Here is a 26847-nt window from a genome sequence, read left to right as displayed (position 1 = left end):
ATCCCGGATCCCCTCCACCCCCGCCCCTGCCGTCTGACGCCATGTCTTCCCGCCCGCTCTATTACGATGACGCCTATCGGCGCGAATTTGCAGGTGCGGTCGTTGGCTCCGAGGAGCAGGCGATCTTTCTGGATCAGACCTGCTTTTATCCGCGCGGCGGCGGCCAGCCCGGAGACAGCGGCGAACTGGAAATCGACGGCGTCTGGCGCCCGGTCGCGCCGGCCCGCCGGATCAAGGGCCAGATCGCCCACATAGTTGACGGCGAGATCCCCGCGGCCGGCACCCGACTGCGCGGCCGGATCGACTGGGACCGCCGGTTCCGCCTGATGCGCCTGCACACTGCCCTGCATGTGCTTTCGCAGGTGGTCTTTTCCGAGTACGGTGCTCAGGTTACCGGGGCCAACATCGCCGACGACGGCGCCAAGGCGCGGATGGACTTCGCGCTCGAGGGTATGCGCATCGCCGAAATCCTCGGGGACCTGGAAAAGGCCACCAACGACCTGATCGGCCAGGGCGCGGCGGTAAAGACATACGAGCTGCCACGCGCCGAAGCATTCCAGATTCCAGACCTGATCCGCAGCCACATCAACCTCCTGCCTGAATCGATTACCCAGGTCCGAATCGTCGAAATCGTAGGCGTCGACCTGCAGGCCGACGGCGGCACCCACGTAGCCTCGACCGACCAGATCGGGACCGTGAAGATGATCGGCGGAGCCAACAAGGGCCGCATCAACCGGCGCGTCGAAATCGCCGTGGCCGACTGAAATGGCCACACCTTTCAAGCGCCCGCCGGCCCAGCCCGACCTTCCGGCAATTGAGGAAAGCATCCTGGGCTTCTGGGAGAAGAACGGGATCTTTGAAAAGCTGCGCGCGAAGAACCGCGGCGGCCCGCGCCACTCGTTTATCGACGGCCCGATAACGGCCAACAACCCGATGGGCGTCCATCACGCCTGGGGACGCACCTACAAGGACGTCTACACCCGCTATCGGGCGATGCGCGGGTTTGACCAGCGTTACCAGAACGGTTTCGACTGCCAGGGCCTCTGGGTCGAGGTGGAGGTCGAACGGGACCTGGGCCTCAATTCCAAGCGCGAAATCGAGGAATACGGGCTCGACAACTTCTCGCGCGCCTGCGCCGACCGGGTTCGCCGGTTCGGGCAGCGGATCACCGAGCAGTCCAAGCGGCTGGGCATGTGGATGGACTGGTCCGATTCGTATTACACGCACTCGGACAGCAACATCGAGCACATCTGGCATTTCCTAAAGACCTGCCACGAGAACGGCTGGCTGCGGCGCGGCCATCGGGTCATGCCCTGGTGCACGCGCTGCGGAACCTCCCTGTCCCAGCATGAGTTGCTTGGCACCGACACCTACCAGGAGCTGACGCACACCGCGGTAACCCTGCGCCTGCCGCTGGTGGGCAAACCCCGCGAACACCTGCTGGTGTGGACGACGACACCCTGGACGCTGGCCGGCAACGTAGCCTGCGCGGTGTCGCCGGATCTTGAATACGTCCGCGTGCGCGGCCCCGGGGACGACGTTTACATCCTCTCGCGAGGGACCCTGGACCGGGTTCTGGGCTCCCACTCGGAGGTGCTCGAGTCCTTCCCCGGCAGCCGGCTGCTGGGTCTCAAGTACGAGGGCCCCTGGGACGAACTGCCTCCGCAGCACGACGTGCCGCGCCGGATCGTGGCCTGGGAAGAGGTCGCCGAGGCCGAGGGTACCGGGATCGTGCACATTGCGCCCGGCTCCGGCGCCGAGGACTACGAACTGGGCCAGAGCGAGGGCCTGCCGGCCCTGCAAATCATCGACGGCGAGGGCATATACCGCCCCGAATACGGCGAGCTGGCCGGTCGCGCGGTTGCCGACGCCAACGATTTCATCCTCGCGAGCCTGCGCGCCAAGGGGCTATTGCTGGAGTCGGCCGAGCACACCCATCGGTATCCAGTCTGCTGGCGCTGCAAGCAGGAAATCGTTTTCAACCTGGTCGACGAGTGGTTCATCGCCTGCGACCAGATCCGGCCGCGCATGATCAGGGCCGCCGAGCAAGTCCACTGGATACCCGATTCGGCCGGCCTGCGGATGCGCGACTGGCTCGAGAACATGGGTGACTGGGCAATCTCGCGCAAGCGCTACTGGGGCCTGCCGCTGCCCTTCTACCAGTGCCCGGCCTGCCAGGAGACGACCGTGATCGGTTCGGTCGCCGAGCTGCGCGAGCGGGCGGTCGATCCCGAGAAGGTCGATAGCCTGCCGGAGCTGCACCGGCCCTGGATCGATGAGGTCGAGATCAGCTGCCATTGCGGCCAGGCGGCGGCGCGGGTTCCGGAAGTTGGCGACTGCTGGCTGGACGCCGGGATCGTCCCGTTTTCGACCCTTGACTACCTGGGCAACGACCAGGAAGATCCGGATTCGAACTGGAACCGCTGGTACCCGGCCAATTTCATCACCGAGATGCGCGAGCAGATCCGGTTGTGGTTCTACTCGATGCTTTTCATGAGCGTGGCGATCCGCGATCGCGCCCCCTACGAGACCTGCTTCGTCTACGAGAAGGTCATGGACGACAAGGGTCAGGCGATGCACCGCTCGTTCGGCAACGCGATCGGTTTCGACGAAGCGGTCGATCGGATGGGCGCCGACGTGATGCGCTGGATGTACGTCGGCACCAATCCCAATTCCAACGTCCGCTTCGGGTACGGGCCCGGGCGCGCGGTGGTGCGCCGCTTCCTGACCCTTTGGAACATATACGCGTTCTTCCTCACCTACGCCGAGCTGGACGGGTTCGATCCGGCTTCGCCGGCGCCGCCCGTCGCCGAGCGCCCGGTCCTGGACCGCTGGATCCTCTCGCGCCTGGGCTCCCTGCAGAACCAGGCCAAGCAGGCCTACGAGGGCTACTGGGTGTACCCGTTGGTTGACCAGCTTGAACATTTCTGGGACGACGTATCCAACTGGTACGTACGCCTATGCCGGCGCCGCTACTGGAAGTCGCAGGCCGACGCGGACAAGGCGGCCGCTTACGCAACCCTTTACCAGGTGCTAGGCGGCATCGCGAGGTTGATGGGGCCGCTGGCCCCTTTCCTGGCCGAGGAGCTTTACCAGAACCTGGAGGCCCATGCCCCGGAAGCCCCCGAAAGCCTGTTCCTGTGCCCCTGGCCGACCGCCGACGAAGCGGTCATAGACGCCGAACTGGAATCCGAATTCGAGATCGTTCGGGCGGTGATTTCGCTCGGTCGAGCGGCGCGCGCCCAGTCCGGTCTCAAAAACCGCCAGCCCCTCGCCGAACTGGTGGTGGGCACCGCCGATCCCGCCCGCCGCCGGGCGGTGCAGCGGCACCGCGACCTGATCCTGGCCGAGGTGAACGTGAAGTCCCTGCGGCTGACCGAAGCCAGTTCCTCCATGCTGAGCTTTTCGCTCAAACCCAATTTCCGCAGCCTCGGTCCGCGTTTCGGGCGCTCGGTCAATTCGGCGGCCCGGGCGATCGCCGAACTGGACGCCGCCGAAGTGGCGGCGCGCCTGGAGTCCGGGGAGAGCGTCGCAATCCAGTTGGACGGACGCCCGGAGGCGCTCAGTGACCAGGATCTGATCGTTCGCTACGAGGGAATCGCCGGCCTGGCCGTGGCAGTCGACTCGCTGCTCGCGGTGGGCATTTCCACCGAACTGGACTCAGCGCTTGAACTCGAAGGCCTGGCCCGCGAGCTGGTGCACGCCATTCAGGGACTGCGGCGCGACGCCGGATTCGAGATTGCGGATCGGATATCGCTGGCGATCGCGGGACCGGACCTGCCCGATCTGCTGGCCGCGCACGCCGAGGAAATCGCCGGCGAGGTGCTGGCCGAGAACGTGCGCGTCGGCAGCCTGGAGGGCGCCGAGGCCCGCGGTGAAATCCGGATCGGCGACAGCGCGTACGCCATCGAGTTGGAGCGACAGTCCCCCGCCTAGTACTTAAGGCTCGGGAGGAACTGCCGCCCAGACCGGCGCATCCGGTACGCGACATCTAGCACCGCCGGTCGGCGCCCGCCATACCGGTCGGGCCGCTGCTGGGCTAGACGTTTGCGCTCGCGCGGGTCTCGTCAAGGACCAGGTCAACCACCCTGAGCAGTGCGGTCTCGTGCGAGTCGCCCTCCAGCCGCCGCAGCCGGTACAGGTCCACCTGCCGATCGGCGCCGGTCCCTTCGCGGATGATTTCCAACGCGTGGCGCACCTCGGCCTCGCAGCCCAGTTCGCGGGCATCGTCGGCGAGCATGTCCACCAGCTCCTGGACGCATTCCAATATGTCCTTGCGCCCTCCGCCGCCCTCATCGCCGAAAAACGCCAGCACCCCATAACGCTGGGCGAGCCAGCGGTTCTCGGCGATGATCTCGGTCGGCGGTTCCGGGGGCAGCGCGCCGGCCTGGTCTTGGCGCAGCAGCCAGCGGATCAGGGAAGCGTACATCGCCACCATGCACATGGCATCCTCGAGGCGCGTGCAGGTGTCGCAGATCCGCATTTCGATGGTCGGGAACGCGTGCGAAGGGCGAATGTCCCACCACAGCTCGCTGCCGTCGGATATGAAGTCCATGCGCCGGTAGTCGGCCACGAGCCGGTCGTACTCGGCGCGGGACCGCAACGGGCCGGGCAGGCTGGTGCGCGGCAAATTGCCCAGGAGGTTCAGGCGGTACGACTTGAACCCGGTCTCGTGGCCTTCGATAAAGGGCGAAGTGGCCGATAGCGCGTGCAGGATCGGCAGGTAGCGCCGCATCGCGGTCATGATCCGGATACGCGAGTCGGAATCCCCGAATCCGGCATGGATGTGCATCCCGCCGATCAGGAACCGCCGGACGCTTTCCTGGTAAGTGATCGTGAACCGTTCGTAGCGCTCGCGCGGCGTGGGGGCCTGTTCGCGCCAGTCGGCGAAGGGGTGGGTGGAGGCGGCCATGACGGCGGCGCCGTGGGCTTCGGCCGCTTCAATCACGATCCGGCGGGTCTCCAGCAGCGCGGTTCGGGTGTCCTCGACGGTCGTGCAAACACGCGAATTGGTCTCGATCTGGGCACGCAGGAATTCGCGCACGATCTTGTGCGGTCCGCGGTTGGCGTCGCAAGCCTCGAATATGCGGACGTCGGGATCGGCCAGCAGGTCGCGGGATTCGGGATCGACGAGGAAAAACTCTTCTTCGACACCCAGGGAAATCTTCAATTCGTCCAAAGCGCACCCGCTCGCTGCACGGAGGATTACAAATCACGCCGTCCGCGCGAACCACGCGTCAGGCCATCGAGCTTAGCCCCGATTGTTAGAACGATGCTATATCCGTATAAGTGGCGTACGGGGTCAATAGAAGAACCCCGCCGATCCTCGTCCGGACCGACGGGGTCCTGAACCCTCGATGCCCGCGCCTACCGGCCCGGGTTGACCGGGCTATCGCAACCTAAGCGTCGTAGTACTTGAAGAACTCCCACGGGGTCGGCCGCAGGCGGTGCTCGTCGACTTCCTCGCTGCGCTTGTACTCGAGCCACGTCTCGATCACATCGGGCGTGAACACGTCGCCGACCAGGAGGTAGTCGTGATCTGCCTCAAGGGCGTTGAGCGATTCCTCCAACGATCCCGGAACCGAGGCAATCTTGGCCAGCTCATCAGCCGACATTTCGTAGATGTCCTCGTCCACCGGGTCGGGCGGCTCGATCTTGTTGATCACCCCATCGAGTCCGGCCATCAGCATGGCCGAGAACGCTAGGTACGGATTGGCGGTGGGGTCGGGCGAGCGGAACTCAACCCGGCGCGCCGCCGGCGAGGGCGAATAGGTCGGAATCCGCACGCAGGCGGACCGATTGCGCTGCGAGTAGACCAGGTTCACCGGCGCCTCGAATCCGGGCACCAAGCGCTTGTAGGAGTTGGTCGTGGGGGCGCAGAAAGCCAGCAGCGAGGCGGCGTGCTTGAGCAGTCCGCCGACGTACCAGCGGGCGGTGTCAGAGAGCATGCCGTACTTTTCGGGCCCGCCGTAGAAGAGCGGTTCGCCGTCTTTCCAAAGGCTCTGGTGGCAGTGCATCCCGGAGCCGTTGTCGCCCAGCACCGGCTTGGGCATGAAGGTGACCGTGTGGCCATTGCGGCGGGCGACGTTCTTGATGATGTATTTGTAAATCATCATGTTGTCGGCCTGCTCGATCAGCGGCGCGTACTTGAGGTCGATCTCGGCCTGGCCGGCGGTGGCGACCTCGTGGTGATGGACCTCGACGTCGATGCCGATGTCCAGCAGCGCGGTCACCATCTCGGAGCGCAGGTCCTGCTGCGAGTCGTTGGGCGGGACCGGAAAATAGCCCTCTTTGTGGCGCGGCCGGTGGCCTAGGTTCTCGTCCGGACGGCCCGAATTCCAGATGCCTTCGTCCGAATCGACGGTGAAGAAGGATCCGTTGGCGGACTCATCGTAGCTGACGTGGTCGAAGATGAAGAATTCGGCTTCCGGACCCCAGAAACTGGAGTCGGCGATGCCGGAGCCGGCAAGGTGTTGGACCGCCTTGGCGGCGATGTTGCGCGGGTCGCGCGAGTAGCGCTCGCGAGTCAACGGGTCTTCGATGTCGCAGGTCATCACCAGCGTCGGGACCTCAAGGATCGGGTCCACGAACGCGGTCGAGGGATCCGGGATGACCAGCATGTCGGACTCGTTGATCGCCTGGAAGCCGCGCACGCTGGAGCCGTCGAAGCCGGCGCCGTCGGCGAAGAGATCCTCGTCCAGATAGCTGATCGGCATCGAAAAGTGCTGCCAGGTCCCCGGCAGGTCGGTGAAGCGCAGGTCGACAAACCGACAGTCGGCATCGCGCGCCATGCGCAATACCCTTTGGATCTGCTCGGAACGATCGCTCATGAATTGCATGCCTTTCTTATCGCCTTTGCCGGCGCCAAAAGAAAAAACCTCGCGACCGTCCATGTCGCGAGGCTCGAAACGGTTGAGCCCGACCGGCATTCGTCACTGAAGGCGCGGCTGGTTTGGTTCTTTCCGGCTAAAGTCTACGCCATATCCGGCCCCCGGGGCCTGTTGTTACTGCAGGTTGGAGAGCACCATGGCGATCACGACGAACACGAAGATCGCCACCGCCCAGAAAGTCCAGTGCAGGCCCAGAACCGTGCCCTGGGACAACTGCGGCACGCCGCGCGGAGAAGGGCGCCGACCGCCGCTCCGGGAGGGGCGCGTCGGGCGCTGGGCGCGTTCACGCAGTCGCCGCAGGTTTTCCGATATCGCCGGCTCGAAGCGGCTCGGTTCGTCGGCGGCGGGCTCTTCGCCTTCCTCGGACGCTGGCGCGGCCTGGCCCTCGCGCGGAAGCTTGGCACCGCAATTGATGCAGAGCCAGGCGCCGCTCGTGTTTTCGTGTTCGCAGTCAGGACATCGCATGTCGATTACCGGTCTTTGCACGGCGTAGGGACGACGTCGGCCGTCCGGTAAACAACTTTAATGCCTACCGGGCCGGGCGGCCGGGCTGCTAACATTTGGCCACTTAGCACAAACGGCAGCGACAGGGCGCGCCGGACGAAGCAGTCCCGCCCTCTTCCGTTGACGAATCGGAACGCCGCCGTCTACACGCCCAGCCGGTGTAGATCGGGTCAAGACGACCCGAAGCCCCAATCCCTTCCGGGGAGAACCGTCGCAAGCGGTTCACAGGCCAAGTTCGGCCATTTTTCAACCGATGCCCGGCAGCTCGCCACAGCGCGACGGCACCCCGCCAACTGCCCGGCACAATCGCGACCGCCGGCTCCGACTCATCTCTGACCGGCGACCGCATCCGCCGCGGCAACCATTGCCGCGGAGTCTTCGAAGTTTGAGAGGAGACGAATGAAAAAAATTGAGGCCATCATCCGCCACGAAGTGCTCGAGCCGCTTCGTGACGCGCTCGACAAGGCCGGATTCCACGGCATGAGCGTGAGCGAAGTGCGCGGCGCCGGATCCCAACGCGGATACACCGAGACATACCGCGGCGTGCGGGCGTCGATCGTGTTCCGACCCAAGATCAAGGTCGAGATGATCATCCACGAGGAAAGCGTCGACCAGCTGGTGGCGCTGATCTGCGAACACGCCTACACCGGCGAGGTGGGCGACGGCAAGATCTTCATCTATCCGATCGAAGATGTCGTCCGCATTCGCACCCAGCAACGGGGAAGGGACGCCCTATGACCGCCGTAGCCGCGGCGCGCGCGGTTGCAATGCGCCCGCCGCTCAGCTTCCTTTTCTCGTCACGCTACCTGTTCGCCCTGGCCGGGGCGATCCTGGCCGCTTTGCTGCTGCCGGCCCTGGCCCTGGCTTCGGAAGAAGAAGCGATAGTCACCCTGACCGCCACCGTCGACCAGCTCTGGATAGTCATGGCCGGTGCGCTGGTCTTCTTCATGCACGGCGGATTCACGCTGGTGGAGACCGGGTTTACGCGCACCAAGAACGCGGCCAACATCTGTGCCAAGAACCTGATGAACATGTCGGTCGGCCTGATCTCGTACTGGGCCATCGGCTGGGCGTTCATGTACGGCGACACCGCCGGCGGGGTCATCGGCACTTCCAATTTCCTGATCGCGGTCGGCGACTCGCAGTTCTCGACCGACTGGTTCTTCCAGGTCGTGTTCGCGGCAACCGCCGCCACCATCGTCTCCGGGGCGATGGCCGAGCGCACCCACTTCCGCGCCTATCTGATTTACGCGGTCGTCCTAACCGGGTTCATCTACCCGGTGGTCGGCCACTGGGTCTGGGGCGGAGGCTGGCTGGCCGAACTCGGATTCTGGGACTTTGCCGGATCAACCGTCGTCCACACCACCGGCGGCGTCGCCGCCCTGGTCGGAGCGGCGATCCTGGGCCCGCGCCTGGGCAAGTACTCCGAGGACGGTTCGGTGAACGTGATCCCGGGACACTCCATCCCGCTCGCGATCGCCGGTGTGATCATCCTTTGGTTCGGCTGGTTCGGATTCAACGGCGGATCGACGCTGACCGCGGTCGGTCAGGACTTCGCCAGCGTCATTGTGGTGACCAACCTCGCCGCCGCCGCCGGTGCGATCGCCGCCATGGCGGTCTCATGGCTCTATAACGGCAAGCCCGACGTCGGCATGATCGGTAACGGTGCTCTGGCCGGCCTAGTCGCCATAACCGCCCCGTGCGGCTGGGTCGACGCCTGGGCCGCGGTCATCATCGGCCTGGTCGGCGGCGGCCTGGTGGTGGTCGGCGTGACCGTCATCGACAAGGTCCTCAAGGTCGACGACCCGGTCGGCGCCATCGCCGTGCACGGCGTGGTCGGCATCTGGGGAACTCTGGCCGTGGGCCTGTTCGCCGATCCCAAGTTCGGCGGGCCGGAAGGCAGCCTGTTCATCAACGGCGACATCGAACAGTTCGCCATCCAGGCGCTGGGCTCGGCGGCCTCGATAGTCTGGGTCGGCGCCACCTGCCTGGTCCTCTTCCTGGGGATCAAGTACACCGTCGGCCTGCGCGCCGAGCCGGTCGAAGAGCTTGACGGCCTCGACATCCACGAGCACGGCGTGTTCGGATACGGGGAGTCAAACTTCTAGGAAACCAATCATGGCGCCAGCACCGCTGGCCAAACCATTCGGTATCCCGCAAAGGGCCCTCCGGTGGAGGGCCCTTTGCCACATCTGCGGCCAGGTTCCGCACGCCGCCCGGGTCGATTCGACAGTGCGGCGCGGGCGCGGGAACCTGGGTTTATTCGGGCATCGACCGCCAATCAATGACGCCGCGGTCGCGGTCGCGCGGCGGCGGGATCGGTCCGCGGGACGGGTAGCCCAGGTAGATGAATCCGGCGATGCGGTCGTCCGGACCGGTGCCGAGGTATTCACGCGCGGCCGGGTCCTGGGCCGCATCGCCGGTGCGCCATTTGGAGACGATTCCCATCTCCCAAGCCGCCAACAGCATGTTCTGGATCGCGGCGCAACAGGCCCCGTAGTCCTCCAGGTCCTGCACCCGGTCCGTGGACCGCGCCACCGAGACTGCGATCACCAGCGGAGCCCGCAGGAACAGGCCGGCGGTTTTTTTCAGGGCGGCCCGGTCGGCGTCGGTCCGCGGCGGACAGCGCCGCCGCTTGGCGTCCGCCAGGTGCTGGCCGAAACGCTGACGGTCCTCGCCGGCGATTACGTGGAATCGCCACGGCTCGGTGAAACGATGGTTTGGCGCCCAGATGGCCGCCTCGATCATTTTTTCGACTTCTGTCCGGCCGGGAATCTGGTCGGTGAGCCGGTTGACGCTGCGCCGGGCGGCAATGGCTTCAGTTACCTGCATTTAGTGCTCCCCTCGGGAGGTTGCGGAATCAGTTTGAAGGTGCAAAGTCAGTCTGCCAATTCCGGGGCCAAGGCGGTCCAGATCGCCATCTGCCCGGACTCGCGGTTGTCCCAGAGGGCAAAGGGTACGGCAAGCAGTTCGCGCGGCCGCAACGCGGCGGACGGGGGGCCACCGCGTTGGTATAGCTGCGGCAGGGCCTGGGCCTGGGCGCCGGCGATCCGAATAGCCCGGCAGCCCAGCGGCCCGAGCTCTAACCGGGCGGTCCGGGCGGCATCGGGCCGCAGCTGGAGTTCGCGCAGGTCGACGTCGGCTTGATCGGAGCTTTCCAGGCAGTAGACCAGCGGGCCGCGCACTACCGCAGCCTGACCGCGCGCTTCAAGCAGTTGCGGTCCGGCCCGGGCCAGCTCCACCGGCATGTCCAGGCAGAGATCGAACCGGTCGCCCGCCGCCAGCGGCCCGGGAACAACCAGGAATCCCTCTCCAACCGCCGGGGACAGGGTGGCCCCGTTGCGGGTCAAGCCGGCCCCGCGACACCAACCCGGCAGGCGCAAACGCAATCCGCACTCCGGCGGGGCCGTCTCGATCATTATCCGGACGCTTTCCTCATACGGATAGCCGGTTTCGACGCGAGCGCGCAACCCTGGGCCGCCGGTCGGCAGGTCGATCCGGGAAGGGGCATACAGGTTGAACCAGAGGTCGCGGCCGTCGAATCCGTAGATGTAACCGGGCAGCTGGGCCAGGAATCGGGCCAGGTTGGGCGGGCAGCAGGCCACCCGTTCGAAGAACCAGTCGCTGCGCCTCCGTCCGCTGCCGACGCGCTCGCCGGCCGGCTCCTGCCAGGGCGGATCGGTCTCGGGTTCGAAGCGGGCCTGCGGACAGTCGTAGAAGTAGGAACCGCCGTCGAGGCTGACTCCCGCCAGGACGGCGTTGTAGAGGCAGGTTTCCAGCTGGTCAGCGTACTCGGCGCGCCCGGTGGCCGCCAGCATTCGCTGCGCCCACATGACCATCCCGATCGCCGCACAGGACTCGGCGTAGGCCCCCTCGTGGGGGAGTTCGTAGGGCCGTCCAAAGGACTCGGTCGAGGGACGTCCCCCAACCGCGCCGGTTAGGTAGGAGTTGCGGGCCAGCACGTCCGTCCACCAGCCCCGCGACCACTCCAGGTAGGACTCGCGCCCGGTCTCCAGGTAGGCATCGGCCAGGGCCGCGGCGAAGTAGGTCAGACAGACGGCATGCCCGCGGACCGGCCATTCAGCGGTGCCCGCATGCAGCGAGATCAGGTACTCGGCGGTTTCAAGATGGCGGCGACCTCCGGTCCGCCGCCAGAGCTCGATCAAGGCCATCTCGCAGCACGGATGATCGCGGTAATCGCCTAACTCACCGGCCCGGGCTTTCTCACCCACCAGGTCGGCCATCGCCTCGGCGGCCCGCAGCAGCCGGTCGTCCTGCAGCGCCGACTCCATGGTCAGCCCGGCCTGGATCAGGTGCCCGGCCGCAAATAGTTCGTGACCGCGCGGCCTCTCGCGCCAGCGTAAACCGGCCAGGTCGGCCGGGTAGGTCAGGCCAAGATAGCCGTCGTCGGCGGCGATCGCCAGGATCCCCGCGACCGCTTCCTCGATGCGCCGCGCGGTCCGACGGTCCGGATTCTCGGCTTGCTTCAGGCAGGCGGCCTCCAACCACTTGTAGAGGCGCGCCTCACCGGCAAATATCCGGCCCCGCTCGTCCGGCGCGCGGCCCTCGCCGGCCAGCCGCAGCCGATCGAGCATCCCTTCGCGCTGCAGCTGCCGCCACTGGTGATCGATACCCTCTGCGAGCATCGGCGCCCGCCAGTCGTCAAGGAACCCGCCCTCGAGTTCGACTTCTCCGAGGGCGAGCGGGCGTTGCACCGCGCGCTTGGTTCGGGTCAGTTCGAGCAGCGGTCCGGGCCGACCGGCGGTCAAGTCGCGCCGCCGCTTGCCAAGCGCTCCGCTCGAGGCAGTTCCATCCGCGTTCCTTTCCTGGCATCCGGGTCCAAAATGTTTTTGGTCTGAGAAAGCCGCCACCCAACACCGGAGGGCCTTGCCCCGTGCGCCCAAACATTCTGCTGGTGCATTGCCACGATATCGGCGCCTACATGGGCCCGTACCCGGACAATGCCGCGGTCACCCCCAATGTCGACGCGATGGCTTCTGGCGGCGTTGTCTTGGAAAACCATTTTGCCGCCGCGCCGACCTGCTCACCCTCGCGGGCCAGCATGGTGACCGGCCTGGTTCCGCACCGTCACGGTCTCATGGGTCTCCAGAACCACGGGCTCTGGAACATGGATGCGGCGATCCCGACCATCGCTTCGCTCCTGCGCGATGGCGGATACCAGACTGCCTGTTTCGGGACCTGGCACGTAAACGACCGGCCCTATGCCTCCGGATTCGACATATTCGACCCCGAATCCGAGTGCGAGCGGGTGGCCGCCAACGTGGGGGAATTCTTAAGGACTCGAGACGCCACCGAACCCTTCTTTGCAATGGCCGGGTTCTTTGAGCCGCACCGCGTGTTCACCGACCGCTGGCCCGACCGGCCCGACCCGGAGAACCTGCCGGTGCCGTACTTCCTGCCGGACATCCCGGAGACCAGGGAAGAAATGTCGAACTTCTATGGCGACGTGGCCCGCGCCGACTGGGCGCTGGGCCAGATTCTCGCGGCCCTGGACCACGCCGGGCAATCCGCCAATACCCTGGCGGTGTTCACGGCCGACCACGGCATCGCCATGCCGCTGGCCAAAGGCACGCTATCCGACCGCGGCTGCCATATCGGGGCCGTCCTTTCCTGGCCCGGCCAGCTGCCGCCCGGCGCGCGCTACGGCGGCCTGACTTCAAACGTGGACCTGTTGCCGACCTTCCTCCAAGCGGCCGGCAGCACTCACCGGATACCGGCCGGAATCGACGGGGTCAGTTTCCTGGATTCGATCCGCGGCGGCGCGGCGGCCCGCGAACACGTCTTCGCCGAATCGACCTGGCACGATTTCTACGAACCGATGCGCTCGGTCCGCACCCTGACCCACAAGCTGATCCGCAATTTCGAGGTGCGCCCGGGCCTGCAACTGGCCGGCGACATCCGCCAGTCGCCGATCGTTCCCCACATGCGCTGGCAGCTGCGCTCGCTGCCACGGCCCGAGTACGAGCTCTACGACCTGGTCAACGATCCACGCGAGCAGGTCAACCTGGCCGTCGATGGAGATCAACCCGACCCGATGGCGGAACTCGCCGCGCTGCTCGGGCGGCACCTCGCCGAAACCGATGACCCGATCCTGGCCGGGCCGGTGGAACCGCCGGCCAGCTACTGGCCGTTCCTGGCCCGGAGCCCCGCCGGCCTGCCTTAGGTCGTCCGGCCGGCGCCGGCCGGAGTCGAAAATCAGGGCAGTCACCGTCGATTCGGCGCACCCAATCACGTTCCTACGTTCATCACCAGGATCAGACCGCCAATGTCCGTATTTGAAAACGCAGCCCTTATCGGCGCCGGCCTCGTCGGCCCTCAGATCGGCGTCGTGCTGGCCCAGGGTTGCGGACGCGTCAGGGTTTTCGACCAGAACCCGGCCAACGTGGAGCGCGCGCTGCGCGACATGCGCACCTACGTCGACGAGCTGGCCGCCGAGGGGCTGCTGATCGGCGATCCCGACGCGGTCTACCCCCGCATCGAGGCGGCCACGTCCCTTGAAGAAGCGGTCGACGGAGTTGAATTCGTGCTGGAAGCGATCTTCGAGAACCGCGAGGCCAAGGAGGCGCTCTACGGAAAGTTGGGCCAGATAACCGATCCGGCGACGATCATCGCCTCCAACACCTCCGGGATTCCGATACGGCACATGGCGGACGCCTGCACGCACCCCTCGCGGGTGGTCGGCTCGCACTTCGTCCTGCCGGCCCACATACTGCCGCTGGTCGAGGTGATCAAACACCCCAAGGTCGACGAGGAAGCGATCAGGGTGACGCGGGCGGCCTGGGAGAAGATGGGCAAGTCGGCGATCACCGTGAACGTGGACATTCCCGGGTTCGTCCACAACCGGCTCCAGCACGGCCTGACCCGCCAGGCGATCGAACTGTTCGCGACCGGCATCGCCTCGGCCGAGGACATCGACAACGCGGTCCGCTACGGATTTGGGGCGCGCTTTATTTCGGTCGGTCCGCTGGGCGGGCGCGACCTGGGCGGGATCATCAACCACGCCAAGGTCGCCGCCTATCTCTACGCCCAGCTCGACGACCCCGAAAACCTGGCCGCCAATCATTTGGCCGAAATGTCCAAGCAGGGCAAAGACGGGGTGCGTGCCGGACAGGGCTTCCACACCTGGACCGGAACGCCGGAGACGCTGCGCGACTTTCATTACGAAAAGATGATCTGGCTGGTCAAGCAGATGCGCGAAATTGGCAGCGTCATAACCGACGAAGCCGAGATCCCCGGGGGCTGACCCCCAGGCGGCGATGTGGGGGAATTGATGCGGCGGCGGCGCTTCGGTCGAACCGGACTGGCGGTGACGCCCTTGGCCCAGGGGGCGGCCCGCATTTCCTCTTCACCGGTCGTTGAAAGCATCGACGACGCGATCGCGGTGATAAGGGAGATACTGCTCAGCGGGATCAACTACATCGACACCTCGCCGATGTACGGCGACTCCGAGGAGCGCCTTGGCATCGCGCTAAAGGAGCTCTCGGCGATTGTTCCCGACGACCTGGTGCTGGTCACCAAGATCGGCTACCGGCCCTGGGAATTCGACTACTCGTACGAACAGGCCCGGGCATGCTTGCCGGTCAGCCTGGAACTCCTCGGCGTGGACCATCTGCCGGTGGTGCTAATTCACGATGTCGAGCGGGCCCAGTTCGACGACGTTATGGGCGGGGCGTTCAAGGCGTTGGCCCAGTTCCGCGATGAAGGAGTAGTCGGCAGCGTCGGCGTGTCGGGCGGGCCGGTGAACCTTATCCGACGCTACATCGAGACCGGCGAATGCGACTGCTTCTTGAACCACAACCGTTACACCCTGCTCGACCGCGCCGCCACCGATCTTTACCGGCGCGCCCGCGAACTGGATCTGGGAATCGTCAACGGCGCCCCCTTCGGCGGCGGCCTGCTGGCCGCCCCGCAGGACCCGGACGCTACTCTCGCCTACCGGCCGCCGCCCGACCGGTTGCGCACCCGGGCGCAGGCCCTGGGCCAGGTCTGCAGCGAATTCGACATCCCGGTCGCCCAGGCCGCGATCGCCTATTCGACCGATTCCGGCCTGGTCGATACGACCTGCTTCGGCGCCCGTACGGTGGGCGAGGTCAGATCCGCCGTGGCCGCCTTGGAACGGGGCCTGCCGCAGGGGTTCCTGGCCAGGCTCGAAGAAGTGGTCCCGCCGAATTTCGCAGACGACGTCGAGGCCTGGCGCGATGACCTGCCCATCCAGAAGTAGGGCCGGTGCCATCGGCTGAGGGGGGACCGGTTCCGGCGATGGCTGACGACGCACCGATCCGATTCATCCACGCAGCCGACCTGCACCTGCAGTCCCCCTTCGTCGGGCTGCGCTCGCAGCTGCCCAACGCGATCGCCCGCGAGATGGTCGAGGCCCCCTTCGGGGCCTGGGACGACATTGTCGATCTGGCGATCCGGGAATCGGTCGAGGCGGTCCTTATGGCCGGCGACGCCTACGACGACGCCGAGCGGAGCCTGCGCGCCCAGCACCGCTTCGTCGCCGGGCTGGAGCGCCTGGACGAGGCCGGAATTGCAACCCACGTAATCTGCGGAAACCACGACCCGCTGGACGGCTGGGACGCCGGACTCGAGTTTCCCGGCGGCTGCAAGCGCTACGGGCCCGACCTGGAGTCCGCCCCGCTGGTCCCCGGCCGCCCGGACCGGGCAACCGTATACGGCGTCTCGTTCCTGCACGAGCACTGTCGGCGCAACCTGGCCCGCGAATTTCCCCGCATCGAACGCGGCCAACTGGCCATCGGGCTGTTGCACTGCGCGGTCGGCGACGATCCCGGCGAGGACGGCTACGCTCCCTGCTCGTTGACCGACCTGCAGGGAAACGGAATCGCCTACTGGGCGCTCGGCCACGTGCACCGCAGCCGGGTATTGCTGGACGGGAACCCGGTGGCGATATATGCCGGTTGTCCGCAGGGTCTGCGCTGGAGCCAGACCGGTCCCAAGGGGGTCTACCTGGTCGAGATCGATCGGGCCGGCGAGGTGCGCTTCGATTTCGCGGCCACCGACCGGGTGCGCATGGAAGTCCTCAGCCACGATGTCGGCACGGCCGAGACTCCGGCCCAACTGCTCGCCGAACTGCAGGCCGCGGCCAAGGCGGCCGCAGCGAAAACCGGCGGCCGTTCCCTGCTCTATCGGATAGTCCTCGAAGGGCGCGGGCCGCTGCACCGGCACCTGCAGTCGGCCGGGGCGGCCGCTGAACTGGCCGACGAACTGAATTCGCGGCCCGGCGACGGCCCGTTCAGCTGGTGCGACCGCGTGGAGGTGGCCACCGCCGCCCCGCGCGACCGGGCCCGCCGGCGGGCGGGCGGAGACCTGATCGCCGATTTGCTGGCCGTATGCGACCAGCTGGCCGCCACCGAATCCGGGCTTCCCCGGATGGAGGCAGCCCTGGACGAGCTCTACGGCAATGCCGAATACCGGCCCTACCTGGCCGGCCCGGGATCCTGGGCGGAGGACCCGGCCGGCCTCATCGAGTCCGCCGAAAACCGCGCGCTCGACCTGCTCGAAGAATGAGCCGGCTTTCCATTCGACGCCTGCGGATCAACGGTTTCGGCCATTTCCGGGACTTGGATATCGGCCCGCTCGACGAGCGCGTGACGATCTTCGAAGGACCGAACGAAGCCGGCAAGAGCACGCTGCTCGAGTTCATTCGGACAATCCTCTTCGGGTTCCCGCGAAGGCGCGGCGACCGCTGGTTCCCGCCGCTTGCCGGAGGGCGTCACGGGGGCCTCATAGAGCTTTCGAACGGCGCCGGCGAAGTCACTTCGGTGACTCGGTACGAGGGCAAGGGGCGCGGGCCGGTCGAGATCTTCACCGCCGACGGCCAAGTCCGGGACGAAGAATACCTGGCCGAACTGCTGGCGGTGCAGGGCGAAGACCTGTTCTCCAATCTCTACGCTTTCACCCTGGAAGAACTGCAGAGCGACGCCTTGCTGCGCGACGAAAACGTAAACCGTCAGATTTACAGCGCCGGCGTGGGCGAGCGCAATCTCCCGCGGGCGCTCGCCGATCTGGACGACCGGCGCAAGGCAATCTACTCGCCGCGCGGCCGCAAGCACCGGCTGGCCGAGTTGCGCCGACAGATAAGGGCCATCGACCTGCAGCTCGAACAGAGCCGCGGCCTGGCCAGCCGCTACGGCCGGATAAAGGAAGAGTTGGCCCGTTCCGAGCAGAGTGCCGGCGAGCTGCGCGCGGACTCCGCCGAGTGCGCCGGCGGCCTTGAGGGCATTCGGCGCCTCCAGGCCGCTTGGGCAGATTTCGCCGAACTGCGTTCGCGCGAGCGGGAGCTGGCCTCGGCCCCCGATCCGGGAACCCTGCCGGGGGACGCAGTCGCGCGCCTCAACGCCATCGACGAGCGGATCCGGATCGGCCTCGCCGAGCACGACCGCGCCGTGCGGGAGCTGGCGGAAGCGCGCGCCGCGATTCCACGCGGGATCGATCCCCAGGCCCCGGCCGGGAACCTGGAGAGGCTCGAGTCGCTGGTTCGCGGCCGATCCGCATTCACCTCATCGGTCCGGGACCTGCCGCAACGCCGGGACGAACTCGCCCGGCACGAGCGCGAACTGGCGGCAGCGCTGGCCGCGCTCGGACCGGACTGGACCGTCGAGCGGGCCGCCGCGTTCCAGTTTTCAGAGAGCGACCGGGAAGAGCTGGCGACGCTCTCCGGCGCACTCGGCCGCAGTGCCGGAGAGGAACCCGACGGCCGCGGCATGGGCTTGGGCGGCGGGAACCGGGCCCGGTCAACCGCCGGAGCCCTGGCAACCCTGATCGGAATCGGCGGCGCCGGCGGCCTGCTCTGGGCCCAGCCGGCCTATGTCGAACCCTCCACCGCCGCCAACCTTGCCCTGGTGACGATGGTCGCCATCGCCGCCGCCGGTCTCGGGGCCCTGCTGTTGGGCAGCCCCGGACGGCGCCGGGCCTCGCGCGAACGGGAACGCGCGCTTGGCGATTGGCGCGCCTGGCTCGCCCGCAAGCAACTCGATCCGAGCCTTGCCCCCGACCGGGCGGCCGGCCTGCAAGCGGGACTCGAGCGCGCCCGCGCGGCGCTCGAGAACACCCACGCCTGGAGGGGGCGCATAGAGGCGATTGAGCGCGACATCTCCCGTTACACGGCCCTGGTTGGGGTCCTCGCCGAATCATTCGCCGTCGGCGCCGGCACGGACGACCCGGAGGGAACTGCCGACGCCCTTATCCAATTGCACCGGCAAATCCCGCTCCGCCAGCGTGCGCTAGACGCGGCCCAAGCCGAACTGGCGCGGCGTTGCGACTACGTCGAATCCGGGCGCCGGTCGCGGGCCGAACTGCTCGCCGAGCTGGGCGTCCGGGACTCCGATCAACTGCGCCGGCACCGGTCCGAATCGGAACGGCGCGAGCGGCTGCGGAGCGCGGCGGCGGCGGCCCGCGACCGGCTGCGGAACCGGGTCGCCGACGGCCAGACCGTCGAGCAACTCCAGGAACAGCTGAACGCATCCGGCCCCGAAGAACTGCAAAACCGGGCCGCCGATGCCCGCGCCCGGCTGGAGGAGCTGGATTCCCGGCTGGAAGAAAACGCGCTCGGCCAGGGTGCGCTCAGGAACCAGTTGCAGGAATTGGCTGCCGAGTCGGATTCGGATCGGCTGGCCCAGGAGCGCGCGGTGCTGCAGTCTCGCATCGAGGACGCCGAGCGCGAATGGGTAGTGCTGACACTGGCCGGACAGCTCCTGGCCGAGGCGCGGCGGCGCTACGAGACCGATCGGCAGCCCGGCATCATCCGGACCGCGCAGTCGGTCTTCGCCAAGTTAAGCGCTGGCCGCTACCCTTCGATACTGGCGCCGCTGGGATCCGACGAGATTGCCGTGCTGGATCGGGAGGGTTCCAGGAAAGAACCGCGCCAGCTGAGCCGCGGCACCCGCGAACAGCTCTACCTGGCGCTGCGCTTCGGGCTGATCGCCGAGCTTGGTCGCAAATTGCCGGCGCTGCCGGTAGCGGTGGACGAAATCCTGGTCAATTTCGATCCCGACCGGGCGTTGCGGTCGGCCGCCGCGCTGCTTGATCTTTCGCGGACGAACCAGCTGCTGGTATTTACCTGCCACCCGCAGACCCTCGAGCTATTCGATCGAGCCGCGCGCGACCTGGCGGTGCCGGCCCCGGCGGTGATCGAACTCCCGGCCGGGACAAGACGGCGCTAGCCGCAAATGTCCCGTGCGACCGGCCCCGAAAGCAGGGAGTGACTCGGTGTCGACGCCGGCCCTGATCATGGTTCTGCTCTCCGGAGTGGCCCACGTCGGGTGGAACTACCTGATGACGCGAGCCGGCGATCAGGAGGCATTCGTCTGGTGGATGCAGGTGGCCATGGCGGTGCTGTTCGCGCCGCTGGCGCTGCTGATTTTTCTGTCTGAGCCGATCTCCCCGCTGGGATGGCTGTTCGTCTTCGGAACCACGCTGATACACACGTTCTATTTCTTGTTCCTGGCGCGCGGCTACGCCAGCGGGGATCTTTCTCAGGTCTATCCGATCGCCCGCGGCACCGGCCCGGCGCTCGTTCCGATCCTGGGCGTCCTGCTGCTGGGCGAGAAAGTGTCGCTGCCCGCCGTGGCGGGCATCGCCGCGATAGTCGCCGGGGTGTTGTTCGTTTACTGGACCGGCCGCATGGCCAGCATCCTGACCGACCCCCTGCAGTTCTTAAGCGAGCCCGGCGTCCGCTACGCGATCGCCACCGGGATCTGCATATCCGGTTATTCGATCTGGGACAAGCTCGGGGTGGAGCACGTTGCCCCCTTTCTCTACATGCACCTGATGTCTTTGGGGGTCGCAATCATGCTCGCCCCCTACATCGTGCGCAGGCGCGGCATTCCCGCCCTTTGGTCGGCCTGGCGGGCCAACCCGCGCGCGATCGCCGCTGCTGCGGTGCTGACCTTCCTGGCCTATGGGCTGGTCCTCTCGGCCCTGCAACTGGCGCAGGTAAGCTACGTCTGGCCGGCCCGGGAGATCGGAATCGTAATCGCGGTGGTTTTGGGGAGCCTGGTGCTGAAGGAACCTTCTGGCCGCGGGCGCCTGCTGGGATCCTGCCTTATCGTCCTGGGGATCGGCACGATCGCGGTTTTCCCTTGAGAGCCTATCCGTCGGCGCTCCTCGATTCAATCTCCGCGGGCCGCAGCCACAACTCCCTGACGACCGCCTCGTCGATAGCCTCCGGCCGCCAGGCAATCGGAACGCCATCACCCTGCAACCACAGTCGCAGCTGATCGTCATAGTGCGGCGAGGCCGGATTCCCGGACTGGCCGCCCGGAAGGCAGAAGCGCGAGTTCTCCCACTCGCCGGTGTCCACGACCACCCGCAGCGACGGACTAACTAAGGGTTCGGCGAGCGGATCATCCGGGGGCGAGAGCGCCTGCAAAATCGTATTTCCATCACCCCCGACCCGGTGCGGACCGCGGTTGAAGATCGCGCCCAGTAACGGTACCGACCCGATCGGATGGTGCAGCGTCAACGGCCGGATCCGGCCCCAGCTCCAGGATTTCGGGTTCCGCCCGCCGCGCCTCCGGAGCGTCCTCAACGAGTCGGTCAGCGCGACGCCGATCACCGCCTCCCAACCCTCGTCAAACCAACCACCGGGCTGTTCTTTCAGCAGTCGCGCGGTGTGCCCGTCGCGCCGGGCAATGAGCAGCGTGAAGGGGGCGATCCCGGCGTTGGACCGGCCCAGCGCCCAGTCCCAGGCCTTGGGAGCCCGCGCTTTGACGATCGCGGTCCCCATTGCTCCACAGAAAAGCGCAAACACGCTCGCCGCCGGCGATTGGGCGTCCATCCGGCCGTCCCAGGACGCGAGCAGGGCCTGCGCGGCGGCGGCGTCGCGATCTTGCGGCGAAACCGCCAGCACCGCGCTCCGCATTTCCTTCCAGGACTCGGATTCAACATCCAACTGCAGGCGCATCGTATCTTTCACACCCCAGCCGTCGCGTTCACCCAAGGCATCGAGAATGCGCCGCGCCCGGTAGCCGTCGACGAAATCTGCGCCCAGCCATGGGCCTCCCTCCCGGGCGGGACTGTTGTTGGCGGTGGCGATTACCCCGGACTCAGGATCGCGGGCGGAGGGAAGTTCGGAATGCGGGACCGGTTCCCCGTCCCATCCGCCGCCCGCCGGCCAGCCCGGCAACGGGACTGTCCCGAATCCGCGGCGGCGGATCGGAACGCTTCCCATCATCTGCCAGCCGATCCGGCCGTCCCGGCCGGCAAAGACCATGCTCAGAGTGGAGAGCGGCCAGTCGGCGCAGGCATGGCGAAACTGATCGAACGTCCGCGCCCGGTGGATGTCGAGCATGCCCCGGACCGGCAGCGGATCGAGCCAGATGGCTCGCAGCGAGAGCGCCTCGCCGCCGGGGCCGTGGGCCACGATCGGCCCGCGCGGCGTCTCAAGCACGCGCTCGACAACGTCGGCCGCCCGCTTGACCCGAATGGTCTCGCGCCGCTCTGAACAGGCGACGAACCCTTCTCCTTCACGCACGCTCCGGCCATCCGGTGAGAGCTGCTCGATGAACAGGTCAGTGGTATCGGCCAGGGTGGCGGTAACGCCCCAGGCACAGTGGCCGTTGTGTCCGGCCGGAAACGCCGGCCCGCCGACGTAGGTGGCGCCGGCGGCCGACCAGTCCGGGGTGCCCACTCGGGCCAGATACCAGTGCGGCGGGAGCATCGGCCGCAGGTGTGGATCGTTTGCCAGGATCGGGCTCCCGGCGGCGGTCTTGGTTGCCGCCAGCACCCAAGCGTTGGAGCCGCCGAAACCGCCGACGATCTCCCGCAGCGCCCCAAGGTCCTGGGACAGGCGGTCCACGATTTGGCCCTGTGGCGCCCCGGGCGGGACCGCCACCGGATGCTCCGGGCGGTAGGTCGGGTCCAGATCGGCCAGCGCCGCCGGTCCGTCCGCGCATAGGACCTGGAAGCGCGCCAGCTCGATATCCCAGTTAGAAGCCAGCGCCAGAGCATGCAACTTGGCGGCCCCGATCACGTCGACGAGCGTGTAGGGCGTCGGCCGCGAGCGCAGCAGCAGGAATTCGTGCGGGCGACGGCGCAGCCCCCGTTGCACGCCGGCGTTGACCCCCCTGGCAAAAGCCTCCAAGTTGGCTTTTATCTCAGGGTCGATTTGTTCGGCCTGACGGCGTGCGGAATCCGCCAGCCCGAGTCGCCGCGCGACCCGGTCCAGGGGCAGGCCGGCCGAACCGATTAGTTCGGAGAGGGTCCCACGGAATACCCGCTGCATCAGCTCCAACTGGAACGCCCGGTCCTGTCCCTGGCAGAAACCGACTCCAAACCAGGCGTCGGGATCGCTCCGGGCCTGGATGTAGGGGATGCCATAGCGGTCGCGGCCGATCGAAACCGGTTCGCCGACTCCGGAAACTGTGAGTTCGCCGGAGGCAATCGGCAGTCGTCGCCCCAGTGCAAACCCGAACATCCGGGCAAGTAGCTTCAACCGTCCCGTCCCTGCGCGCGCTATCCGGCAACAGCCTCTATGTTCGCCGCCGTGCCCTGTGCCGAGCCAAGCCGGCCTCAGGCGGCGGTTAACAGCAGGATCACTCCGCCCACGGCCACGATCACCCCGAGGGCCTGGCGGCGGCTGGGCTTCTCGTCCAGAAACAGTGTCGCTAACAGCAGCCCAAACACCGGTGAAAGCGCCGCCAGCACCCCCACCCGGGCGGCCCCGATTTCCTGGATTGCGAAAAAGATCAGCAATGCCGAAAAGGTTATTCCCACTGCTCCGCCCAGGAGCCCACGCAGGGTTTGAGCCCGGGTCGGCATTCGCCGAGGCGTTCCGGGCGGCTCGCGCGCCAGCAGGGCAATACCGGCCACCACCAGCGATGCTGGCATGCGCACCGCGTTGGCGGCCACCGGGTGACCGTCCCCGATCCCGATTCGGATAAGCACTAGGTCCAGACCCCAGACCGCCGCCACCCCGCTCGCCAGCGCCACCCCCAGCCAGAACCGACGCGTTCCGAATTCGGACTCGCCCTGTCCGGCGCCACCCCGGGACGTGACCAAGGCAACACCGCCGACCGTGATCAACGCCGCCCAGACTAGAGCCAGACTGACCGCCTCGTCGAGGATCAACCAGGCCCACAGCACCGCGAATAGAGTGGCAAAGTTCCCCAGGGTATAGGCGCGGGCCAGGCCGATCAGACGCATGCTGTGGATCATCCCGGCGTCGGCCAGTCCGATCCCGGCAAAGGCCGAAGCGATCAGGGCCGCGTAGTTGTGCCAGCCGAATTCGCCCAGGGTTGATCCCAGGCCCAGCGTCATGAGCAGGATTGGAAAGATCAGGGCCGATGGCAGCAGGCGGAGCAGGTTGGTCCTGAACACGCTCAGATGCGCCAGTAGCGGGCGCGAGATTACGAATCCGGCGCTCCAGGAGAACGCGGCCACAATGACCGCGGCCTCGTGCATGAGTGCGGTGGCGGTTTAGGTCCGGTCGATCGCCGGGACCGGGAACCTGCCCGCTAGCTCACGGACCTCCAGCGCGATCTCGGCAAGCTCTTCCGGCTCGTCGGCGGCGGCAGCGACCCGCGCAATCCAGGCTGCGATCTGCCGCATCTCGTCCGGCCCCATTCCTCGGGTGGTCAGCGCCGGAGTCCCCAGCCGAATCCCTGAGGCGATGTAGGGCTTGCGGGTCTCGCGCGGGACGGTGTTCTTGTTAGTGGTGATATCGGCCGCTTCCAAGACCCGCTGCATCTTCTTGCCGGAGGGGCCGTCGGCTCCGAAATCAAGCAGCACGATGTGGTTGTCGGTGCCGCCGGAAACAACCCTGAGCCCGGCTTCGGAAAGCGAGTCGGCCAGCACCGCCGCGTTCCTAACGACCGCTTCCGCGTAATTGGCAAATTCCGGACGCAGGGCCTCGCCGAAGGCGACCGCCTTGGCCGCGATCACGTTCATGAACGGGCCGCCCTGGATGCCGGGGAACACGAGTCGATCGACTTGCTTGGCATGCTCCTGCCGGCAGATTAAGAGGCCGCCGCGCGGTCCGCGCAGCGACTTGTGGGTCGAACTGGTTACGAAATCGCAGTGCTCGACCGGATTGGGGTGCACCCCGCCGGCCACCAAGCCCGCGATGTGGGCCATGTCGCACATGTGCAGGGCGCCGACCCGGTCGGCGATCTCGGCAAAGCGCGCGAAATCGATGGTGCGTGGATAGGCGGTCGCGCCGGAGACGATCAATTTGGGACAATGCTCGAGCGCAACCGCCTCGACCTGGTCGTAGTCGATCAGCTCGGTCGCCGGATCGACGCCGTAGGAAACCACGTCGTAGAGGCCGCCCGAAAAGTTCATCGGGTGCCCGTGAGTGAGGTGGCCGCCGTGGGCCAGCGAGAGTCCCATCAGGGTGTCGCCGGGTTCAAGGACCGCCATGTAGACGGCCATGTTTGGGGCCGAACCCGAATGCGGTTGAACGTTCACGTGATCGCCGCCGAAGAGCTCCAGGGCGCGCTCGCGGGCCAGGCGCTCGACGGCGTCCACGTTCTCGCAGCCGCCGTAGTAGCGCCGGCCCGGATACCCTTCGGCGTACTTGTTGGTAAACACCGTGCCCAGGGTCTCGATCACCGCCCGCGAAGCATAGTTTTCGGAGGCGATCAACTCCAGCCCGTTGACCTGACGATGCTCCTCCGACCGCAGAGCGGCGTTGACCTCGGGATCGACTGTTGCAAGCCCCGGGTCGGCAAGGGTCGCGGTGGGGGTTTTCAAGGTGTCATCCGGCCGTTCTGGCAAATCCGACCAATGTTATTGCCCCTACCGTCGTCGCGGCGCGACCGGTAGCCATAGGCGCGGCTCACTGTGGGCTGCTTCGCCGCGTCTCCTGACCTGCCGTCCGCATCTCCTTTTCGAACGCATGCGCGAGCTGGAGGACCCCGAAATCGTCGCGCGGCCGGCCGACTATCTGTAGTCCCACCGGGAGTCCTTCAGGGGTCGTGCCGGCCGGTACGGAGGCGGCCGGAGTTCCGAGCAGCGAAATCCAGGCGCATGATCCCATCCACTCGGTGTAGTTGCCCATGGCAACACCCGCGATTTCGGTGGGGTACTCCACCTCGACGTCGAATGGCGGCACCTGGCTGACCGGCAGGGCCAGGAACTCGTAGCGCTTAAAGAACGCGTTCATTCGATCAAGCACTCCTGTCCAGCAACGGGTCGCCTCGGCGAGCCCCTGCGCATCTAGGACCCTGCCCTGCTCGATATTCCAGATGACGGTGTTCTTCATGTCCGCCCGGTGCCGGTCGAGCAGGGGGCCCCAGTTGAACTCGAAGAACCAGCCCCGCCAGCGATCGAACGCCATCGCGGCGCCATCCATGTCCGGACCCGCATCATCAACGTGGCAGCCGAGCCGTTCCAGCACGCGGCGCGCCGGGGCGAGCGACGCCGGAACCACCGGGTCAAAGGGGAGGCCGCCGAAGTCCATGCTCCAGGCCACCCTCGCGCCGCCAAAGTCCCGGTCCAGCGGCCGCCGGAACGCTTCTCCGGGTTCCGCCAGCGAGAGCGGCGCCCGCGAATCCGGTCCGGCGATCGCGCTCAGCATCAGCGCGACGTCGGCCGCGCTTCTGGCCATCGGCCCCTGCACCGGAACCGGAAACCACGGCGCGGCGTCGGGCCAGGCCGGGACCCTGCCGGGCGTTGGCCGCAGGCCCACGACCCCGCAGAAACTTGCCGGGTTCCTCAGCGAGCCCCCGTAGTCGCTGCCATCTGCTATCGGGACCATTCCTGAGGCGAGCGCCGCCGCGGCACCGCCGCTGCTGCCGCCGCAGGTCTTGGATTCGTCCAAGGGGTTGCGGGTCGGTCCGAAGACCTGGTTGAAGGTCTGCGAGCCGGCCCCGAATTCAGGCGTGTTGGTCTTGCCAACGGTGATCGCCCCCGCCGCCCGCAATCGCTCCACGATCAATGCGTTCTCTTCCGGGACAAAGTCAGCGAAGATCGGCGACCCGAAGGTCGTCCGGATGCCGCGCGTGAGCGTCAGATCCTTGTGGGCAACGGGCAGGCCGTGGAGCGGGCCGAGCTGGTCGCCCGCAGCCACCGCCTGATCGGCCTTCTCCGCTTCCCGGAGCAGTGTTTTTTCGGGAAGAAGGGTGACGATGGCGTTCAGGCGCGGATTCGCAGCCGTGATCCGGGCCAAATGCGAATGCATGATCTCGACGGCCGAAACCTCGCGCCGGGCGACCAATCGCGCCAGCTCTCGAGCCCCAGTTCCGCACAATTCCGACATCATCAGAGCGGCGGTCGGCGGGGTTCGTCCCACCCCGGACTAAGGGCGAAGCGGGATGCCACGCTGACCATTAGGCGAACCCGGGAAGGGAGCGGGATGTCTCCTCCCGCTGCGCGCTCATGCGCGCAGGGCGCTACCCGGCTGCCGGCGGGATGTTGCCCCATACGAGTGAAATGGGCCCCGCACCCCTTGTCCGGACTGGCCCCAAATCCG

The 26847-nt window shown here is 66.9% G+C and carries 19 protein-coding genes; 10 read left to right on the top strand and 9 right to left on the bottom strand.

Features of this window, described 5'->3' with window-relative positions:
* Window positions 1-41: 41 nt before the first annotated feature.
* Window positions 42-764, top strand: a complete 723-nt coding sequence (locus F4X41_07615) for an alanyl-tRNA editing protein (protein MYB16883.1) — start codon at window positions 42-44, stop codon at window positions 762-764.
* Window position 765: 1 nt separating this feature from the next.
* On the top strand, window positions 766-3936 hold the full coding sequence (locus tag F4X41_07610; GenBank protein MYB16882.1) for an isoleucine--tRNA ligase: 3171 nt from the start codon (window positions 766-768) through the stop codon (window positions 3934-3936).
* Between the two features lie 103 nt (window positions 3937-4039).
* On the opposite strand, the gene F4X41_07605 is transcribed toward F4X41_07610, so the two are convergent.
* The 3 genes from F4X41_07605 to F4X41_07595 form a co-directional block, all read right to left on the bottom strand.
* Window positions 4040-5206, bottom strand: coding sequence for a carboxylate-amine ligase (locus tag F4X41_07605; protein MYB16881.1), 1167 nt, complete (start codon window positions 5204-5206; stop codon window positions 4040-4042).
* A 193-nt stretch (window positions 5207-5399) separates the two neighbouring features.
* On the bottom strand, window positions 5400-6830 hold the full coding sequence (gene glnA, locus F4X41_07600) for a type I glutamate--ammonia ligase (GenBank protein MYB16880.1): 1431 nt from the start codon (window positions 6828-6830) through the stop codon (window positions 5400-5402).
* A 174-nt stretch (window positions 6831-7004) separates the two neighbouring features.
* Window positions 7005-7355, bottom strand: a complete 351-nt coding sequence (locus F4X41_07595) for a zinc ribbon domain-containing protein (protein MYB16879.1) — start codon at window positions 7353-7355, stop codon at window positions 7005-7007.
* Between the two features lie 438 nt (window positions 7356-7793).
* Between F4X41_07595 and F4X41_07590 the strand changes: the two genes are divergently transcribed.
* Both F4X41_07590 and F4X41_07585 read left to right on the top strand, forming a co-directional pair.
* A complete protein-coding gene (locus F4X41_07590; GenBank protein MYB16878.1) occupies window positions 7794-8132 on the top strand; it encodes a P-II family nitrogen regulator in 339 nt (112 codons plus the stop codon).
* A 29-nt stretch (window positions 8133-8161) separates the two neighbouring features.
* The gene (locus F4X41_07585; protein MYB16877.1) at window positions 8162-9502 is read left to right on the top strand and encodes an ammonium transporter; all 1341 of its coding nucleotides are present in this window, start codon (window positions 8162-8164) and stop codon (window positions 9500-9502) included.
* Window positions 9503-9653: 151 nt separating this feature from the next.
* On the opposite strand, the gene F4X41_07580 is transcribed toward F4X41_07585, so the two are convergent.
* Both F4X41_07580 and F4X41_07575 read right to left on the bottom strand, forming a co-directional pair.
* On the bottom strand, window positions 9654-10226 hold the full coding sequence (locus F4X41_07580; GenBank protein ID MYB16876.1) for a nitroreductase: 573 nt from the start codon (window positions 10224-10226) through the stop codon (window positions 9654-9656).
* Window positions 10227-10273: 47 nt separating this feature from the next.
* Window positions 10274-12163, bottom strand: a complete 1890-nt coding sequence (locus tag F4X41_07575; GenBank protein ID MYB16875.1) for a glycoside hydrolase family 127 protein — start codon at window positions 12161-12163, stop codon at window positions 10274-10276.
* 125 nt (window positions 12164-12288) lie between these two features.
* Between F4X41_07575 and F4X41_07570 the strand changes: the two genes are divergently transcribed.
* The 6 genes from F4X41_07570 to F4X41_07545 all read left to right on the top strand — a co-directional run bounded on the left by F4X41_07570 (window position 12289) and on the right by F4X41_07545 (window position 20519).
* Window positions 12289-13578 carry a sulfatase gene (locus F4X41_07570; GenBank protein ID MYB16874.1) on the top strand — a complete coding sequence of 430 codons (1290 nt, stop codon included), beginning with the start codon at window positions 12289-12291 and terminating at the stop codon, window positions 13576-13578.
* Between the two features lie 102 nt (window positions 13579-13680).
* Window positions 13681-14658, top strand: coding sequence for a hypothetical protein (locus tag F4X41_07565; protein MYB16873.1), 978 nt, complete (start codon window positions 13681-13683; stop codon window positions 14656-14658).
* 27 nt (window positions 14659-14685) lie between these two features.
* Window positions 14686-15636: an aldo/keto reductase gene (locus F4X41_07560; protein MYB16872.1), complete on the top strand. Its 951-nt coding sequence runs from the start codon at window positions 14686-14688 to the stop codon at window positions 15634-15636.
* Window positions 15637-15674: 38 nt separating this feature from the next.
* The gene (locus F4X41_07555; GenBank protein ID MYB16871.1) at window positions 15675-16943 is read left to right on the top strand and encodes a DNA repair exonuclease; all 1269 of its coding nucleotides are present in this window, start codon (window positions 15675-15677) and stop codon (window positions 16941-16943) included.
* Window positions 16940-19597 (top strand): AAA family ATPase, encoded by a 2658-nt coding sequence (locus F4X41_07550; protein MYB16870.1) that lies wholly within the window; start codon window positions 16940-16942, stop codon window positions 19595-19597. The genes F4X41_07555 and F4X41_07550 overlap by 4 nt, the downstream gene beginning before the upstream one ends.
* Before the next feature lie 46 nt (window positions 19598-19643).
* Complete coding sequence (locus tag F4X41_07545) at window positions 19644-20519, top strand: EamA family transporter (protein MYB16869.1); 876 nt, start codon at window positions 19644-19646, stop codon at window positions 20517-20519.
* A gap of 4 nt (window positions 20520-20523) precedes the next feature.
* Here F4X41_07545 and F4X41_07540 read toward each other — a convergent pair whose 3' ends face one another.
* The 4 genes from F4X41_07540 to F4X41_07525 form a co-directional block, all read right to left on the bottom strand.
* Window positions 20524-22869, bottom strand: coding sequence for a penicillin acylase family protein (locus tag F4X41_07540; protein MYB16868.1), 2346 nt, complete (start codon window positions 22867-22869; stop codon window positions 20524-20526).
* 77 nt (window positions 22870-22946) lie between these two features.
* Window positions 22947-23837 (bottom strand): DMT family transporter, encoded by an 891-nt coding sequence (locus F4X41_07535; GenBank protein MYB16867.1) that lies wholly within the window; start codon window positions 23835-23837, stop codon window positions 22947-22949.
* 15 nt (window positions 23838-23852) lie between these two features.
* Window positions 23853-25127 (bottom strand): serine hydroxymethyltransferase, encoded by a 1275-nt coding sequence (locus tag F4X41_07530; GenBank protein ID MYB16866.1) that lies wholly within the window; start codon window positions 25125-25127, stop codon window positions 23853-23855.
* An 85-nt stretch (window positions 25128-25212) separates the two neighbouring features.
* The gene (locus F4X41_07525; protein MYB16865.1) at window positions 25213-26637 is read right to left on the bottom strand and encodes an amidase; all 1425 of its coding nucleotides are present in this window, start codon (window positions 26635-26637) and stop codon (window positions 25213-25215) included.
* Window positions 26638-26847 lie beyond the last annotated feature (210 nt).

It is taken from the genome of Chloroflexota bacterium, from assembly GCA_009840625.1.
GTDB lineage: Bacteria > Chloroflexota > UBA11872 > UBA11872 > VXNJ01 > VXNJ01.
This window is presented reverse-complemented; position numbering and strand designations above follow the sequence as displayed.